The organism is Paenibacillus sp. FSL H7-0323, from assembly GCF_038002725.1.
Taxonomy (GTDB): Bacteria; Bacillota; Bacilli; order Paenibacillales; family Paenibacillaceae; genus Paenibacillus_AQ; species Paenibacillus_AQ odorifer.
The window spans coordinates 5093541-5110795 of the sequence record NZ_JBBODB010000001.1 but is presented as its reverse complement, the minus strand read 5'-3'; the positions used below and the strand labels follow the sequence as shown (position 1 = coordinate 5110795).

The window sequence follows — 17255 nt, the reverse complement described above, 5'->3', positions numbered from 1 at the left end:
AACATATAAACATTTAAACGGAGGTTGCAGATATGCATAGGAAAAAGGTACTTATTGTAGGAGGATACGGTGCCGTCGGCAGACAAATTGCTCAAATATTACACGATCGACATCCCGATCTCGAGATTATATTGGGAGGAAGGTCACCGCAAAAAGCAGCACCTTTTGAGTCCACACGGGTACAAACAGTCGTAGTTGATAATAATGCGGATGATCCACTGCTTTATGCAGGCGATAATGTATCGCTAATCATCAATTCCGTCAACGATCTGCAGGATCGGCTACTTATGTCTGCAGTTAGAAGAAAAATCCCACTGATCGATCTTACTCGCTGGACAGAGATATTCCAACAATCAATCACAAAGTTAGAAAAAGCAGACCTCTATGCTCCTATCGTGCTTTCTTCGGGATGGATGGCGGGAACTGCTTCGCTGTTCGCCATGCTGCACTCGGCCACGCTTCAAAACGTCGCCGTTGATATTCACGCGTTGTACTCTCTACGTGACAAAGCAGGACCCGACTCCGCGGCGTACATGGATCGTATGACCATTCCATTCCATATTACAGAACGGGGGGGAAAACGTCTTGTATTTCCAATGACTGACCCCATCAAAGTCCAATTTCCAGATGGATATACAGCAAAATGCTATCGGCTTGACACCCCAGATCATGTCACCTTGCCAACAGCTGAGAATATCGACTCCGCCAGCTTCCGCATCTCCTTCGACAGCAAAGCCTCCACCTCCATCCTTGTCGGACTAGTTAACAGCGGAATATGGAAGATGATCAGCGGGGACCGATTCCGTTCGCTTAGACGAAGACTGCTCTACAATCCTGGTACTGGCAGTGCACATCATATCCTTATTCATCTAAAGGGTCTGGATCATAATGGGCACTGGGTTGAACGGACAATAGCGATTTCTGACCCGCTTGGTCAGACTCATCTTACCGCTTTGGGAGCTGCTGTCCAAGCAGAAAAGCTATTGCGGATATCAAAGGAAGAACCATGGGTCCCAGGCATTTATTATCCAGAAGATCTACCTGATGAACGGATGGACATCTCTGAAATCACCAACTTTTTTAAACAATATGGGGTTCTTATATCTCACTAATAGCACTTCACATATACCGAGCATTCTGTCTACTACAATTAAGCGCACAGACAGTAAAGAACCCGCTAATTTAGCGGGTTCTTTACAATAGAGATGAGACGGAGCTAGGTAAGTTCACAAAAAGATAAAATCTTTGATTCGTGCTAAACCCTGTCCCCTGCCTATTTCCACCCTTAAAGGCGTTTGACTAGACCAGGCTAAAGTCCCTGAATATATTGTTATTATTTATCCTATTCAAGGACTTTTATTAAATGGTGGGGGTGATCATTCTGGCTATCCGTTACAGCATCATAATTCCAACCTATAACCGACTTCAGCAGCTGCTACTTACACTCACTTCATTCGAGACACAGACCTATCCGAAGGATCGGTTCGAGGTAATCGTCGCAGATGACGGTTCTACAGATGGTACTAAGGAAATGGTCGAAAGCTTTCAAACTTCTTATCCGCTTCTTTATGTGGCTCAGCAGGAACAACGCGGCCGTTCTGCCGTAAGAAATTTGGGGCTGAGTCAGGCAAAAGGGAAATACGTCATCTTCTGCGATGCTGATTTTCTGGTATTCCCTGAATTCATTAGGATCGTAAACCAGTATCACCGTAAATATCCTAAGTCGATAATTTCAGGTATTCCACACTCATGGGATGACGCTTATACCCACTACTACCCAGACTTTTCTCCTGAAGAAAAAGAACATTGCCGCAATACACTTTCGCCTTCTAACTTATGGAATCCTGACTTCGAATCAGCGACTGAAATTATCCCAATAATCACACCCAATGATATCCTTCAGCAGACGGAGACGTTATCAAAAGTCACCTTTGCCTCAAGAGTTCCTCCAAATACTAAAAAGCAATTTGCCAGCACAGATGTAGCCCCTTGGATGTTACTCGTCACACGTTGTGTGTCCATAAGACGCAGCCAATTAACACGGGCTGGAGGTTTTAATGAACAGTTTATCCTCTATGGACTCGAAGATTGGGATCTTGGGTATCGACTGCATCGATTAAAAATCCCTTTTCACAGCATCAAAGAAGTTGTCGGCGTTCACCAAGAACATCCAACCCACTTCAGAGGAAATCTCATAAATATTGAGAATCTAAAAATCATGTTCAAAAGCTACGGGTTCAATGACTCCTCCCTAAATCTGTTCGCCCTTGTTCCTCCAAACGAAGACCTGGAGAAATACAAACATACTATACGGGTCTTGCGCAGAGGATACCGAACGAAGTCAACACGTTCATCAGCAATATTAATGAGAAGGACGTTACGGATTGCCGCCAAACAGCTCTATGAACCCAATGATACCGCCGTATACCAAGAGTCGTTAAGACGGATAAGTGTAAAAGTAAAGAGAAGAAAAAGCCGGGTTGCCCGTGTTTTGCGAGAGATTTTGGTGAAGGCTGAAAAGCTGGGAGAATAATACCTAAAAATACATTAAACCGGGCATCAAATGATGTCCGGTTTTTACTTATTTTCTCAATTTATTAGGTAGCGGAATATGCCTAATCGACTCAATGGGGTGATAGAGCAGCATCCACGGACCAGAAAAACGCATAACCCCTTTAATTCTTTGGCGATAATCCGGTTTGTAACAATGAACAGGACATTTGGCACAAGCTGTTTTCTCTTCACCAAACTTACAATAGGCTAACCTCTTCAGCGCATACTCGTTTAATTCCTGACATTCCTCACAAAAGCCTTTATGATGATGTTTTTTCTTACAATATATACGAATCATTTTGGTAACAAGCTCTTGTTCTTTTTGAATTTTAGGACCCTCATTTAACTGCCGGTTTACCTTTGTTATCATATATGAACCCCCTTGTAACTTGTACAATAAGATCTCATGTAATTATAAAGGGTAAACCAACTGTGAAACCAGCCTTAACGCTGAACCTCCTTAATTCCCTCACATACCGGGGTTGAAAGCGATTATTTTATAAATCAAATTTATTTTTAAAAAACTTGTAACGTTTATAGCTTTTTACGGATATATAACTTGAGGAGGTGAATGGATGCAGGACAACGAGCAATTATACAGGGAATATTCAACCCAAGTATATAAATTCGTATTTAGCTTTTGTCATAATCACTTGCTAGCAGAAGAAATCACCCAAGAAACTTTTTATAGAGCTATAAAATCGATAGATAAATACGATGGAACCTGCAAAGTATACGTTTGGCTTTGTCAAATTGCTAAACATGTGTGGTATCAGGAGCTGGACAAGCAGCGCAAGCGGAAGTCTGAGGAATTAGAAGACGCTCCTTTGGCTAACGCAAATTCAACAGAATCCCAGTTCATTTTTGCTCAGGACAAAATGGATTTATTTAAACAACTTCATTTACTTGATCCAAACACCAAAGAAGTATTATATCTGCGTTTGACCGGAGAATTCAGTTTTCGGGAAATCGGCGAAATTCTTGGCAGAGATGAGACCTGGGCAAGAGTTACCTTTTACCGTGGAAAACAAAAATTAATGAAAGGAAGATCTTCATGAAATGCGAGATCATTCAGGATTTATTACCTTCCTATATTGAAAAGCTAACCTCTGTACATAGTAACGAAGAAATCGAAAAACACCTGCAATCCTGTGAAAGCTGCCTTCAATCCTATAATGAAATGACCGCCACAGCAAATCTAAGTGTGCCTATTATTGATAAAGAGGAAGTTAACAAACTCAATTATTTTAAAAAAGTGAAAAAAAAGAATATAAAAACTCTCATTTTTTCCGTCTTATCGGTACTCATACTGGCTACAGCCCTTATTGGACTTTTTGTTATCGGTTTCCCTGTATCCTCTAAAGATGTAGTCATAGATTATCAGAAGACAAAGGATCGTTTGGAAGTTCATCTAACTTTGGAAAATGGCAAGGACCTCGTGTTCTCAGGAAAAACCAAATTTATCCGCGATGAGAATAATAATGTAATCGGTTCTGAAACTAGGTATACGCCTAGAGGTTTACTTCATAATCCCTTTGATGATGTGGGCAAAAAAGTTATGTTGGGGACGGAGATTCATACTGATCTAGATTTTCCAAACAAGTTTATTCTTGAATTCAAAGATAAAACTATGACGTTTGTTAATGGTGTTTTAGTGGAGTAGACATTGCCGCTAAAATAAATAAAGACACCTTTTAAGGTGTCTTTCGCTTTGCAACCTACTTAAAAAGTTAGCATTTTTGTTCGTTTTTTCGCTAAAATATAGGGTTATCGATTTACTAAAAGTATCTTATAATAAAATTACACATGGATATTTCACCTCTTTGTGAACGCGCGTTTATAGATCGGCCCATTAACCACTTAATAGGAGGAATGGTCATGCAATATGGTTATTTTGATGGAAAAAACAAGGAATACCTCATTACCAAGCCGAATACGCCTGCCCCTTGGGCGAATTACCTCGGCTCGCCGGAATACGGTGCAATCATCTCAGGTAACGCAGGCGGCTATAGCTTTGTAAAGTCTGGCGCAAATGGGCGGCATATCCGCTACCACTTCAACTCTAAGGACGAGCCCGGACGCTATATTTACGTGAGAGATTTGGAGAACGGGGATTATTGGTCCGGCTCTTGGCAGCCAGTGGGTAAAGATCTGGAGCAATATAAGTCGGTATGCCATCATGGAACCGGATACACGAACATTGTCTCGGACTACGATAACATCCATACAGAATCATTATATTATGTACCACTGAACAAAACCTATGAGGTGTGGCGCATGAAGGTGCGCAATGATGGCTCCAAAGCACGCAAGCTGGCTCTCTTCGGATTTGTTGAATTAACCAACAATAACAACTATGAGCAGGATACCGTCAACCTTCAGTACACTCTGTTTATTTCACGGACCTACTATAAAAATAATATGATCCTTCAAGTCATCAATGAAAACACCCCCGAAGAACAAACCTGGAGATTCTTCGGCGCTGCAGGTGCAGAAGTTACCGCTTATGACGGTGACCGGGATACGTTCCTAGGCGATTACCGCAGTTATGGCAATCCGGCCTCTGTTGAGAACGGCCAATGCTCCAATTCATTAAACTACAATACTAACTCCTGCGGGGCCCTGCAGATTAACGTAGATTTACAGCCGGGAGAAGAGAAAGAAATCGTATTTCTACTGGGACAGTATGATGAGAAAGGCGCTTCCGAAATTCTCAGCCATTATAAGGACTTGTCCGTGGTAGATAAAGAACTCGAAGAGTTAAAAGCATTCTGGCACAGCAAACTTAACCGCTTCCAAGTCCAGACACCAAGCGATAACCTGAACAACATGATCAACACTTGGAATGCATATCAATGCTTTATCACTTTCATCTGGTCACGTGCAGCCTCCTTCCAATACTCCGGTCTTCGTAATGGACTCGGATATCGGGATACCGTGCAGGATATTCAAGGCATCATTCATCTGGATCATGAGATGGCCCTTGAACGTCTAAGACTGATGATATCCGCCCAGGTTTCCAACGGCGGTGGACTTCCGTTGGTGAAATTTGATCACAATCCTGGGCATGAGGGCACACCGGATGATCCAGAATACGTGCGGGAAACCGGTCACCCCCATTATCGGGCTGATGACGCTTTATGGCTGTTCCCAACCGTCATTAAATACTTGAATGAAAGTGGCAACTGGGATTTCACAGATGAAATAATCCCTTATTCGGATAAAGGCGAGGGCACAGTGTACGAGCATTTGCGCCAGGCACTTCAGTTCAGTCTGGATCGTATGGGCGCACACGGCATGCCGGTTGGGCTTCATGCCGACTGGAACGATTGCCTACGGCTTGGAGCCAAGGGTGAGTCGTTGTTCGTCGCATTCCAGCTGTATATGGCATTCAAGGTATTCATGGAAATCGCACAAAATAAGAACAAGCCTGAAGATATTCAATGGGCGCAGGGCCTGCTTGATGAGCTGGACGATAACATTCAAAAACACGCTTGGGAGAACGATCAATTCGTCCGCGGATTTACCGAAGACAACTATACCATCGGCTCCTGGGAAAATGATGAAGCCAAGATCTGGCTCAATCCGCAAAGCTGGGCCGTATTAAGCGGTGCAGCCCGCCCGGATCAGGCGAAGCTCGCCATGGACAAAGTGTATGAGAATCTGCGGACCGATTACGGCACTATGTTATTCTACCCTCCGTTCCGTGAATACGGTTTGCCAGTAGCGTTGATGGCTCTTTTCAACGCCTCAACTAAGGAAAACGGCGGCATCTTCAGCCAGCCGCAGGGATGGCTCATTCTGGCGGAAACCATGATCGGCAACGGTGGGCGCGCGTTCGAATACTTCCTGAATTGCAGTCCGGCCAGCATGAACGATAAGGCTGAAATCCGTAAACTCGAGCCTTATGTACATGGCCAGTTTGTCGAGTCCAAGGACAGCCCATATCAAGGCCGGGCGCATGTCCACTGGCTGACCGGCACCGCTTCAACCGTGATGGTCTCCTTGGTGGAAGGCATTATGGGGGTTCAACCGCAATTTGATGGCCTTCGCCTCAACCCGTGTGTTCCTTCCGACTGGACAGACTTTTCCATGGTCCGGGAATTCCGTGGGAAGAAGCTGAACATCCAGGTGGAGAACAAGAAGGGTGTACAAAAAGGGGTTACCCATATCGTTATTAACGGTGAAGAAATTCAAGGCAACCTGATCCCAGTGGCCAAAATGGCGCCAGAAAACAACGTGCTCGTTATTATGGGTTAAGGCGTATTTATGAGGAATAGATAGGAGGACGGACCCGATAAGGTGCGTCCTCCTGTTTTTACAATTAGAACGAGGCTTGTACACTTGCCTTCCGGCTCTATGACCGCGATTGAGCTGGATACAATTGACGAAAAAAAGACTGCCGGGACCTTCCCGACAGCCTGAACTCATTCTCATAATTGGCAAACCAAGTTTCTTCGCCTGTAACAATCCTCTACAACCTCGGGTCGATCTCTTTCTCTTTCGTTACCTCGAATAACAGGTTTGCTGCAATTTGCTTGTAGTCCTCGTTGTCAGACGAGATCTCATCCAGCTTCACTTCTAGCATTTGTCTGCCCAGCCGGTGTTCGATTAAGGACGTCCGAAGCTTAGGAGCGATATTCTTCTGTTTCATCAGCTTGGCATACTTATGTGGAAACTTGTAGTCGTACCCGTAGATGATCGACAGGTAGCCCGGATTGCGGACCTTCATGTATGGGACTACCCCCTGCTGTTCTTGCTCCGGTTTGATTACAATTCCCTCCATATGTTTCTCTACCGTTATCTTTGCGAAATACTCCTCTGCTCTGATGTAGGCATCAGGCTCTTTCAAGTCCAAAACCAGAGATTCATCATCATTTAAGAACCTGTATAATTCGGAGGTTTTACCGTCAGGTACCCGTTCAGCACCATTCTCCAGTACTTCCTTCAGGATTGCAAAAGGTTTGTACGCTAATTCTGCATCACCCGCATACAACTCCAGTTGCTGCTTGTATACTCTGTAAGCTTCCTCACGCTGGTCAAGATCTACATACGATTCTCTTATGTCACGGACATACTTAAAAGTCTGATAAACATGAGACCCATAGTTGTTGTTAAGCGCCTCTTTCGACATATGGTGCTGGTCTTGTTCAAACCCGCTTGCTTCAAAATCCTGTATCAGTTTACCCAGTGACTCCTCAAATCCATATTGTCTTAAGAAATCCAGTTCTGTCTCCAGCGCCTTGCTAATCGGCCGGAACTGACGCTCAATTAACCCATCCCCCAGCGCTTTCCAAGGCAGCAGCTCGCCATCCAGTAAAAGCACACGGATCCCCTGCTCAGCCATATAGGTTCCGAATCTATGCAGCAGTTGTTCGTAGATAGGCGTCAGATCGACCGCCTTAACCTTGTAGCCGTTCCGGCTAATTGCGTAACACTGCTCTATATCCCGGTAAAGGTACACACTACAGCGTGATCCCATATATTTAGGCTGCAGGACGACTTCAGATATACGACGCTCGGCAAAATAATCCAACCCTTTTCGCAGAGACTCAAGCTCACCGGCAGCCATATCCTTATCCGCAGGTGACATCGTCCCGGAGATGAAGTTGACCCGGTTCTGCGAGGAATACTGCAGTCTGCGCACAGACTCGTAATCAAGCTCTAACAAGGATACGGTTTGCTGTTCCCGGAACAGGATAGGTAGCTCTTCGTGCACCGTAGTCACATGCGATTTTTGACTTTTATAGAAAGGTTTAAACGACATGCGAACAGAAGTTAGTTCATTACCCTGCGCACTCCCTGTGTCGAGGTGGAGTTTGTTTTTGATCCGAAAAGTCTGCTTGGCTGCAATATGTCCGAAGAGATGAAAGGGGTGATTACTCACAGCCTCTTGCTTTAGGAAATCAAGCTGTTCCTCAAAGGAAACCTCACGATCCAGCCGAAAGTTACGCTGATGGCGTAGTGAATTCGTATCCAGCTTACCAATGTACTTATTACGGCAAGGAGCATGAGTAACATAAAAAGAAGGACCTTGCATACCTATATAGCGGTAAAAGGGCTGAGATTGCTCCACTAAAGCCGAAAATTTACTAAAAAGCGCGGTATCCTCCTTAAGCACTTGGGTGGAATCAAAGTACGTTCTTAGCAGTTCCGGATCGGTTCCTTGAATCTCACCCTTTACGTACTTGTATACAAAGTTCTCGTGATTGCCCATAACAAATAGGAAATGCTCGCGGTTATCAAATAAGAACTCAATCGTCTCCCGTGTCTTTTTGCCCTTATCAATCCAGTCACCAGCAAGAATGACTCGTGTGTTACTGAGCTTATCTGTTGCACTTAACTTACCTTCGTGCACCCTGTAGCCGTAATTACGTAAAAGTCCCTGAAGCTCTTCGACGCACTCATGAACATCCCCAACCACAATATACTCTTGTGCTTGTAGAAGTACCGTAGATGCGTAAGTATCCCAATCCTGTATAATCACCCGGTAGTCCGGGTTAGCTATCCCTTCACCCTCGAGAATAAAATCTTTAGCACGCACTTTATGAATCTTGTTGTAACCTTCCCGTGACAGAACAGGCAGGATTTCTTTTCTCAGCCGGTTTAAATGATTGGAGATCAGCTTCTTCGAGCGCTCCGAGACGTAGTAATCCTCCCGTTTACGGTAATCAAACAGAATAACCTCCAGATTGTAATTATTTTGCCCGGCGATCTCACGGACTTTACTACGGTAATCTTCGGATAGCCCAATGGTATCCATCACCACAAACTCCGCATTAATCGGAAAAGAAGTGACTAACTTCAATCTCTCAAACAATAATTGAAAGGTATGCGAACTCGCCTCCAGCATAACCTGATCATACTTATCATAGTCGTAGCCCAATATCTCCTGGCGGATACTATCCGAGGATAAATACTGCACATTCGTACGTAAACCTTTGGAGGCATCCTCTAGTTTTAACTGCGGGATCAGAACTTCTTTAGCAAAAGTTGATTTCCCGCATTCCGTTGCTCCTACAAGCAGAAATATGGTATGTACACGCGTTTGAATTTCCACTGTCTACTCCTCCTTTCTTCGCACAATAGCGCATTGCGTCGTACGGATCTCGCCAACCCGGTCACCAACCATCAAATATTCAACCTCGACTGCTAAACCTTGAACCGTATCCAAAACCCATTGCACGAACGCTTCCTGTCCCATTTCCCACTTGTGATCTTCATGCCGGAATCCTTCCAGCTCATAGTAACGATTGAAATCAGCATTTGGTGTCGTCACAATAAGCTGTTGAAAATTCACATTACCGATTATTTGCTGAATAAGCTCTGCCGCTTCACCCTCACTCATGTGCTCTACAACTTCTGTTAGAATCACATCAACCTGCTCCCCATTGTACGACTCCAGAAAATGGTCCAGTGAGCCAAAGGTTGCAATGTTATCAATGTCCTTAGCTTTCGCTTTCCGATTCACAACCTCCAGCAACGCCTCGGCTATATCTACCGCATAATAGGTGCTCTCTATTTTTCCGGCAAACGGAATTGCATAGAAACCTTCTCCGCAGCCGATGTCCAGAATCGGCTTATTGAATGGAAGCACACTCGAAATAAAAGTACGCCGCTGCATCGCAGTACCGCCATACTCCAGCCCAATAGAATACTGGTCTGTTTGTTCGATGGAGGCTTTATATCGCTTGAACCGTTCCTTAGAGGTAAGGAAATTCCTTGCAAATAGACTTCTTATATAAAAAGGTGCATCAATGACGTTAAGGCTGCGGATATATTTATCCAAAATAGCATCCGAAATATCTATGTACTCATCCCCAAATATGGATAAGAACAAGGACAGCACACCAACAACATGTAAGAGGTGATACAAGCTTTTATGTGTGGTAATCGTCAGGGAATAGCTCTTATGTGCCTGATGCTGCAAGGAGAAGGTATATCCCTTTAAATGCTTTTGGAAAAATTCAATATAGTGTATCCGCTCAACCTGAACCATATTGATGAAAAAAGAATGCTCATATCCTTCCGCATCCCGTTCATCCTGGGATTTAAAGGGTGTAGAGAAAAACTCATTGACCGCATTAAGCGGAAATAGAGGTGTATTAAACCGGGAGACATTTAAATACTCAAAGCTCTCGCTTCCGTTCTGCTTGTAGGATATATCGTTATCTGCGTCCTTAAAATAAACGTTATAAGTTGCCTCATCAGAATACCATCCATAAGCCAATCCCTGACGAACCAGACGAAGCTGCATACCTGTCACTGGATTTTTTTTAATTAAAAAAGTGAATTTTGGATTCGTAGATTTCAGTTGTACAATAGCCACTACCATCTTCCTCCTATCAATCTTTCTATAGGGCCCGTCCCCATACTTCCTGTAAAGCTTCTCGAAATAGAGCATCCAGCTGATGATCTCTGTTGTTCTCCTTAGCATTCAAGGACGCCGCCACCTTATCCAACACTTGGAACTGTTCTTCTAAATAATCGTTAATCGCGGTTAGCTGCGGCTCGTAGTCTAGTTCCTCACCGGATTTTTTTCGTGCCAGCAATTGCTGAATCACCTGCCACAGCTCTTCATCCTGCGGAATAAGCCGCTCTACCAGTACATCGAACTCCATCGGCGGCATCTCTCCATATCGGTGAGTCCATTCACAGGCTAGAACGGGACGAAGTACATAAAAGTACTTTTTGATCTTGACCTGTTCGCCTTGCAAATAATCACGGTAGTTCCCTCTTGCCATGTTTAAGTAATGGTACATACAAGACTTCGGTGAAAATGTGTACGGGGAAATGCTTCTAAGCTTCTCTGCTGTACTGTACTTTTCTGCATATTGAATGGGTGATTGCAGCCACTCCAGCAGCGGTGGATTAGACTTCCGAAATAAATTCAGTGCTTTCCGCAAATCCCAGCCATTGATATCAAGCATATTGTTAATAGGACGCTCGATCACATCCCGCTTATCAAAAATAGATAGATACCATTCCGGTTTATGCAGATAAATAAATCTCACATCATAATCACTGTCCTGCGATGGGAATCCCCACGCCCGGCTACCTGATTCGCAGGCATACAATATTGTAACTTGCTCCTCCTGTTCAATCTGTTCCAGCTGCTCACGGATAAGCTTGTTTATAGGATCCATCTTCATCCCTCCAGATCGGTTACTTCCCTATTCTCTACCCTTGTTACTATTCGAACGCCTCATCAGAATTGCTTTGGCTTCATGGATCTATCTTCGCTCATCTTCCCTGTAACGAACAGGGCGGAAGTATGGCGGCGGCCAAAAACACTTCCATTTTATTCAACTCTGGTGCTTAATATAATGAGTACTACTATTTCTTATGGATTCGCTACAGGGTGGAGGGATACAAATGGCCCGGGAAAGTTTTGACAAGGAGATTCAATTTCTTCGCATGCTCTCTTTAGCGGGGGGAGCTTACAGCAGACAACAATTCGCCGATCGTCTCGGCATTTCTGTACATACCTATGACAAAACGCTGCGCAACCTGAAGGGCATGGTAACCGTCTTACAACAGGATCTGCCTACAGAACAAGCAACAGAACTCTCTGAGTGGCTCCGCTATAACTACTATGAATCTGCCGACCCGCTGCTCCTGTTCTTGTTCCGGGCGAAGTCGCTTAAGGAAACGGAGAGCATCCGGCTTACACTACTATTAACTGCGCTCCAGACTCAGGAGCTAACGGCTAAAGATCTACAGGATGTGTGCAGTGAGCAAATGCCAACCGATTATCCAATGCCCGATGAGAAAACCATCCGTGGAGATCTGAAATACCTTGAGGAAGTTGGCGTTATTCTTCGTGTAAACGAAGGTCGGCCTTATCGATACAAGGCTGCTAACGATCTGATTGATCAATTATCCGGCGATCAGCTCTTGGATCTTTACGACTATGTTGATGTCATCGCCAACACGCAGACTCCGTCTGTACAAGGTTACCTGCTGCGCGACACCTTAAAAAAGGTCCTGCGGAAGCGGGGTTATACCCTCGAAGCTACGGAAACCCATAGATACAAATATAATTATCATTCACGTATTCTTGATGAGGCACACCTATATACGATATTTGCAGCCATTCAGCAGCGAAAAAAAATCAAGTTTCTATATCTATCCCCTAAAAAGGGCAAAAACTACGCCTCTCAGAATACCAATCCTCTCTTTGAGCGGGAAACAAGGGGCGTCACAGAAACTGTTCTTCCGCTCCGCGTCATCTATGACCATCAATATGGGCGCTGGTATTTAATCGGACATAATTCACGTATGGGCATCATGAAATTCCGAATGGAGGGCCTCACTCAAATTGAGGAGGGCGACACTGTGGAAGAAGCAGAGTTTGCTCAGAAACTCAGCAATCTGGAAGAGCAGATGACAACCAGCTGGGTTATAGATACCACCCGTGCAATTAAAGTGGTGGCAAGATTTTATAACCCCAATCGCCCAGGTGTTAATTTTATTCGGGAGCGGGTTGAAGCGCAGGGACAGTGGGGAGAAATTACGGAAGAGTCCGATTCTACATTCCTTTATGAGATCATAGTGAATGGTATTTATGAAATTAAGCCGTGGTTACGAAGCTTTGGTTCGAGCTGCGAGGTATTAGAACCCCCTTGGCTGCGTAAGCAATTTATCGCGGAGTGGAAGGAGATTCACAGCTATTATGAATCCATTTGAGAAAATATTTAACTTCCAAATCATTTCACGCCTCGACGAAGTGGGTTCATTAGCGCTGACCTCCCAGGAACGTTCCTGGCTGAAAACCATGTTAATGCACCCGGCCTCAGAAGCAGCTTTTACACTGGATACCTTAAGTAAATTGAACGCCATATTGGAGGCAGAAGCGTCCACAGAAGTGCGGCAAATTATTATGGAGAAAGCTAAAAGCAAAGAGCGGCAGGTCTATCATCCAATGCTTCGTACACTCCGCCGTATAATCATGCAGAATCAAGCGATCCTTATTACTTTCCATATTAAGCATGGAGGCCAACGAACTGACCAAACCGGGTTCCCTCATAAGCTGGAATACAACATGTATAAGCGGGAGTGGTATCTGCAATGGTACAGCACCCGGCAACGTTCTCTTATGTCCACTAAACTAAAAAACATTATTTCTGTTGAAGTAGCTCCCTTCCCTGCCAAACGGATTAATGATTTAAAAGCAAGGATAATGCGATTATTAGAGGATCAGAAGGAATGTGCATGTATTCAAGTCATCCCCACCTTTAATGCTGAGCTATCACGAATTCTGTACGCCTTTTCCTGTTTTGATAAATCCGTGTCCTTTGATGAAAATTCGGGTATCTATCGAATCAAAGTCATCTACATGAGAGACGATAGCGAATTCCTATTGTCCAAAATCCGTTTTCTTGGCCTCCGCGTAAAAATCGTCGAGGGTGAGCATCTTAAGCGGCGCATGCTGAAATCCGCAGCTATGGCGATTGACCGGTATGGGGAATAACCGAGAATTAGTATAAGCTGGTCAACTATCCTGAAGTGCTGAAACGTGCTTATATAGTAAAGTAAAAGACACGGTTAAGATGTCTTTTACTTTACTTACAGCAGCTTTCTTAAAAACTGAGAGTTAGTGAGGGGATTAGAAGTGGGAAAGAGAGTTATAGTGAAAATTTCAGAATTGACCAAAAAACATAAGATTTCCCTACGAGAATTATCCAGAATATCCGATGTCCGACATGCCGCATTAAGTGAGTTAGCTAATGGAAAAAGGGAGAATATTAACTTTAGTCATATAGGCAAAATTGCAGAAGCTTTAAATATTGAGGATATTCGTGAGATTATTGATTTGGTTGATGATAAAGATTAATCAAATCAACACAAAATTAATAGTTTTTGAATCGACAATAACTCAAGTAATAAGATCATAAGAAAAAGCAAAGAAAAGCGACCCCTACAGGTCGCTTTTCTGCGTTTCTGATACTCCATATTAAAGTAGAGGCAGCCATTCCCCTATTCCAGCTTCATATAGTATAGATTCGCCGTACTATCTTTTGTAATGGTATGTGCACCTGCGGCTAGAGAGACAGTGGCAATGCCATTGGTTATAGGATAACTTGTTCCATCCACTTTGATTTTTGTTCCCTCTGTGTTGAACACTAGGGTTAACGTTGAAGCTTTAGCAGCAGTGAATTGAATGCTGGTTGCACTCTCGATTTTTAGACATTGGGTTAGGGTTAAACCCTGATAGGCCACAGTTCCCTTACTTGTTGAGAGATTGCCTTGAATATTGAAGAAGCTGCTTGTTGTTCCATCCGTAGTAAAGTTGTGAACGGTTGATCCCGCTGTCGGCACTGGCGTTGTCGTCGGTGCTGGAGTCGCTGTTGGAGCTGGGGTCGCTGTTGGCACAGGAGTTACTGTTGGCGTAGGTGTTACTGATGGAGTCGGAGTCGGGTTCGTTGGGTTTGAATTCCCCCCTACAGAGACAAGTCCCGTTGTGTAGCTTCTGATTGCAGACATCAGCGCTGTATTAAGCGCATACGAAACGTCATCCACTGAATCATTAAATTCCCATGTGAAGTCTCCGCCATTCAGACGGCCGGCTTTTGCCATAACAATCTGTTCAACATTGCTTACGTTATCAATATTAGATACGTTCACTCCTGTATTTACGCTCGTGTCGAAGTTGTTATAGGCTGTTCCGCCTTTTAATGCTTTGTATGAGCTTGGGACGGTTTCATTTCTTGACGAAGCTAAGTAAGCATCAAATGAGGTAACATTAGCAGGAGCTGTCCCTGTGTTTGAATTCGCATAGATGAGACTTGAAGCCTCTACAATAAGATTGTTATAGGCTTTAATCACACCTCCATTTTCGCCTGAGAACGTGCCCTCCCCTAAAGCATCTGTACCTTGTAAGGAGATCATCATTGGAAACTTAGCATGTCTAAAATAATTAGATTCTACAAAAGCTGAAGCACCTGTAGTAACACCCACACCGTATTTGGAGATACCATCGAAAAAGTTGTTATAGATATGGACGGATGCCACTCTAATCCGCGGATGACGGGAGTCCGAATGGTCAAACCAGTTGTGGTGGAAGGTAACAAAAAATTCAGCCGGCTCACTCAAACCAACTAACGAAGATTTTCCGGAATCCCAGTAATGGTTGTAAGAGATTGTAATATAGTTGGATCCATTTTTAAGGTCTGTGGAACCGTCGCCCTTGGCTTGGTCTGCATCGCCTCCAGCAGCTCCATAAAAAATATCATTATTATGCACCCAGACATTCATATTGCCAGAATCCATTGAAATGCCATCGTCGGGGAATAACATTACACCCAGGTTTCTTACTTCCACATTACCTACATATCTTAGAAGCATTCCCCATCCGTATGCGTAAGCATCATTTCCGATACCTTCAATAGTAATATTCATTTCCGAATAATTGTTTTTACCTTTGACTTCAAGATACCCACTGCTGTTAAGCTGTCCACTCAGATCAGCAGCTGTAACTTTTCCGATAATTCGAATCGCAAGTGGAGTTGTATCATAGCCTTTTTGTCTCAGTGCCAGAATACCGCCCAGGCCAACCCCTGTTTGTACAGCGCCGGAGCTGTTGATTTTCACACCAAGGGTTACGGTTTGCGCAGTCTGAGATGTTATATACAGCACTTGAGCACCATTCTTGAGGGTTCCATTCTCATTATAAGCCCCTGATCCCGTACCATATTGCGAGCTAGTCGAAAAAGCAAATCCTGAGCGTTCATATGACGTTACGGATAGTGGATTTGAAACCGCACTTACCGTCCCACCCCCTGACAAGGTAGCTTCAACTTTCATCACATAATTTCCGGCTGCAAGCCCTACAGCATCGGCTCTCCAGTAGGAAGGATATTTGCGGATTAACTCATTATTAATTTGTTGATACCCAGAATCCGCTGCACTTGCCAATTTAACATAAACGTTATACCCTGTCGCATTGCTTACAGGTGACCATTCCACATATGCCGTTTCATTCCAGCCTCCACTGCCTGTTACCGCAAGACCAGCAGCATGCACCACCGTATTTGTCCATCCACCTACTATTAAAGAAAGAGCAAGAGAAAACAACACAACAATACTGGTTACCTTTGCAACTCTTTTTTTCATTTTATTTCCTCCCGATTTTAATTTGTTGCAGATATCATTGTAACCGCTTGCAAAAAATGAAGTTTCTCTTTTCACCTCCTAAATATTTAGAAAGAGATCCTGCATCTAGCCCCTGTCCCCCTTCGAGAATAATCCAAATTCTGGAACCAGAACACGTTCAACATATCAAAACTAAAAAAGGTTCCGAAACAATCATTTACTCATATCTCCCATATCTAACCGTGTTCTGAGCTAATGATTATAGGACAGCGAATGGATTGTGATCATACAACACGAATAGCCACACAGTAGCCAGCACATAATAAAATTCACAACCATTAGGTAATCAAGGAGGAATTTTCAATTGAGCGCAAATAAACCAGACAAGAATCTGATCAACACCGTAAAAGATTTGGAAGCCACGCCCGTAAACAGCCTGGAAGCCCAACAGCAACAACAAGCCCGTAATGATCGCCGCAAGCAATCTCAGCATGACAGCGACGGAAAATTCACGGAAAATGAAACCGGGAACTTTCATTAAAGTCGGGGATAATGTTGGCATCTTTTTTTCAAGCTGCAATAACGTAAAAAGACACCCTTCAAGGTGT

General features: G+C 43.9%; 14 protein-coding genes. 9 read left to right on the top strand and 5 right to left on the bottom strand.

What is annotated here, in order from left to right:
• Positions 1-32 precede the first annotated feature (32 nt).
• Positions 33-1112 (top strand): saccharopine dehydrogenase, encoded by a 1080-nt coding sequence (locus tag MHH89_RS23130; protein ID WP_076310080.1) that lies wholly within the window; start codon positions 33-35, stop codon positions 1110-1112.
• Positions 1113-1381: 269 nt separating this feature from the next.
• Positions 1382-2533, top strand: a complete 1152-nt coding sequence (locus tag MHH89_RS23125; protein WP_076127071.1) for a glycosyltransferase — start codon at positions 1382-1384, stop codon at positions 2531-2533.
• A gap of 48 nt (positions 2534-2581) precedes the next feature.
• Here MHH89_RS23125 and MHH89_RS23120 read toward each other — a convergent pair whose 3' ends face one another.
• Complete coding sequence (locus MHH89_RS23120) at positions 2582-2923, bottom strand: nitrous oxide-stimulated promoter family protein (RefSeq protein ID WP_036687189.1); 342 nt, start codon at positions 2921-2923, stop codon at positions 2582-2584.
• A gap of 205 nt (positions 2924-3128) precedes the next feature.
• Between MHH89_RS23120 and MHH89_RS23115 the strand changes: the two genes are divergently transcribed.
• The 3 genes from MHH89_RS23115 to MHH89_RS23105 all read left to right on the top strand — a co-directional run bounded on the left by MHH89_RS23115 (position 3129) and on the right by MHH89_RS23105 (position 6813).
• Positions 3129-3611, top strand: a complete 483-nt coding sequence (locus tag MHH89_RS23115; RefSeq protein WP_036687188.1) for an RNA polymerase sigma factor — start codon at positions 3129-3131, stop codon at positions 3609-3611.
• On the top strand, positions 3608-4216 hold the full coding sequence (locus MHH89_RS23110) for a zf-HC2 domain-containing protein (RefSeq protein WP_076126916.1): 609 nt from the start codon (positions 3608-3610) through the stop codon (positions 4214-4216). The genes MHH89_RS23115 and MHH89_RS23110 overlap by 4 nt, the downstream gene beginning before the upstream one ends.
• Before the next feature lie 215 nt (positions 4217-4431).
• Positions 4432-6813: a GH36-type glycosyl hydrolase domain-containing protein gene (locus MHH89_RS23105; RefSeq protein WP_076192607.1), complete on the top strand. Its 2382-nt coding sequence runs from the start codon at positions 4432-4434 to the stop codon at positions 6811-6813.
• 214 nt (positions 6814-7027) lie between these two features.
• On the opposite strand, the gene MHH89_RS23100 is transcribed toward MHH89_RS23105, so the two are convergent.
• From MHH89_RS23100 to MHH89_RS23090, 3 genes are read right to left on the bottom strand one after another with little or no spacing between them, the layout of a single operon-like run.
• A complete protein-coding gene (locus MHH89_RS23100; RefSeq protein WP_312150999.1) occupies positions 7028-9613 on the bottom strand; it encodes a metallophosphoesterase in 2586 nt (861 codons plus the stop codon).
• Between the two features lie 3 nt (positions 9614-9616).
• On the bottom strand, positions 9617-10882 hold the full coding sequence (locus MHH89_RS23095; protein ID WP_076310082.1) for a class I SAM-dependent methyltransferase: 1266 nt from the start codon (positions 10880-10882) through the stop codon (positions 9617-9619).
• A gap of 25 nt (positions 10883-10907) precedes the next feature.
• Entirely contained in the window at positions 10908-11699 is a 792-nt protein-coding gene (locus MHH89_RS23090; RefSeq protein WP_076126909.1) for a nucleotidyltransferase domain-containing protein, read from the bottom strand.
• A gap of 229 nt (positions 11700-11928) precedes the next feature.
• Between MHH89_RS23090 and MHH89_RS23085 the strand changes: the two genes are divergently transcribed.
• The 3 genes from MHH89_RS23085 (at position 11929) to MHH89_RS23075 (ending at position 14389) form a co-directional block, all read left to right on the top strand.
• Positions 11929-13242, top strand: a complete 1314-nt coding sequence (locus tag MHH89_RS23085; protein WP_076282633.1) for a helix-turn-helix transcriptional regulator — start codon at positions 11929-11931, stop codon at positions 13240-13242.
• The gene (locus tag MHH89_RS23080; RefSeq protein WP_076126906.1) at positions 13229-14026 is read left to right on the top strand and encodes a WYL domain-containing protein; all 798 of its coding nucleotides are present in this window, start codon (positions 13229-13231) and stop codon (positions 14024-14026) included. Before MHH89_RS23085 ends, MHH89_RS23080 begins: the two co-directional genes overlap by 14 nt.
• Positions 14027-14167: 141 nt before the next feature.
• Positions 14168-14389, top strand: coding sequence for a helix-turn-helix domain-containing protein (locus MHH89_RS23075; protein ID WP_076126905.1), 222 nt, complete (start codon positions 14168-14170; stop codon positions 14387-14389).
• Between the two features lie 143 nt (positions 14390-14532).
• Here the strand turns inward: MHH89_RS23075 and MHH89_RS23070 are convergent, their stop codons facing one another.
• The gene (locus MHH89_RS23070) at positions 14533-16668 is read right to left on the bottom strand and encodes a pectate lyase family protein (protein ID WP_076282632.1); all 2136 of its coding nucleotides are present in this window, start codon (positions 16666-16668) and stop codon (positions 14533-14535) included.
• A 343-nt stretch (positions 16669-17011) separates the two neighbouring features.
• Here MHH89_RS23070 and MHH89_RS23065 point away from each other — a divergent pair, with 343 nt between their 5' ends.
• The gene (locus tag MHH89_RS23065) at positions 17012-17188 is read left to right on the top strand and encodes a hypothetical protein (RefSeq protein ID WP_169744731.1); all 177 of its coding nucleotides are present in this window, start codon (positions 17012-17014) and stop codon (positions 17186-17188) included.
• Positions 17189-17255 lie beyond the last annotated feature (67 nt).

Coding starts and splice junctions, on each gene's coding strand:
- MHH89_RS23130 (WP_076310080.1), top strand. CDS start 33: ATGCATAGGAAAAAGGTACTTATTGTAGGAGGATACGGTGCCGTCGGC.
- MHH89_RS23120 (WP_036687189.1), bottom strand. CDS start 2,923: ATGATAACAAAGGTAAACCGGCAGTTAAATGAGGGTCCTAAAATTCAA.
- MHH89_RS23115 (WP_036687188.1), top strand. CDS start 3,129: ATGCAGGACAACGAGCAATTATACAGGGAATATTCAACCCAAGTATAT.
- MHH89_RS23110 (WP_076126916.1), top strand. CDS start 3,608: ATGAAATGCGAGATCATTCAGGATTTATTACCTTCCTATATTGAAAAG.
- MHH89_RS23105 (WP_076192607.1), top strand. CDS start 4,432: ATGCAATATGGTTATTTTGATGGAAAAAACAAGGAATACCTCATTACC.
- MHH89_RS23090 (WP_076126909.1), bottom strand. CDS start 11,699: ATGGATCCTATAAACAAGCTTATCCGTGAGCAGCTGGAACAGATTGAA.
- MHH89_RS23085 (WP_076282633.1), top strand. CDS start 11,929: ATGGCCCGGGAAAGTTTTGACAAGGAGATTCAATTTCTTCGCATGCTC.
- MHH89_RS23080 (WP_076126906.1), top strand. CDS start 13,229: ATGAATCCATTTGAGAAAATATTTAACTTCCAAATCATTTCACGCCTC.
- MHH89_RS23070 (WP_076282632.1), bottom strand. CDS start 16,668: ATGAAAAAAAGAGTTGCAAAGGTAACCAGTATTGTTGTGTTGTTTTCT.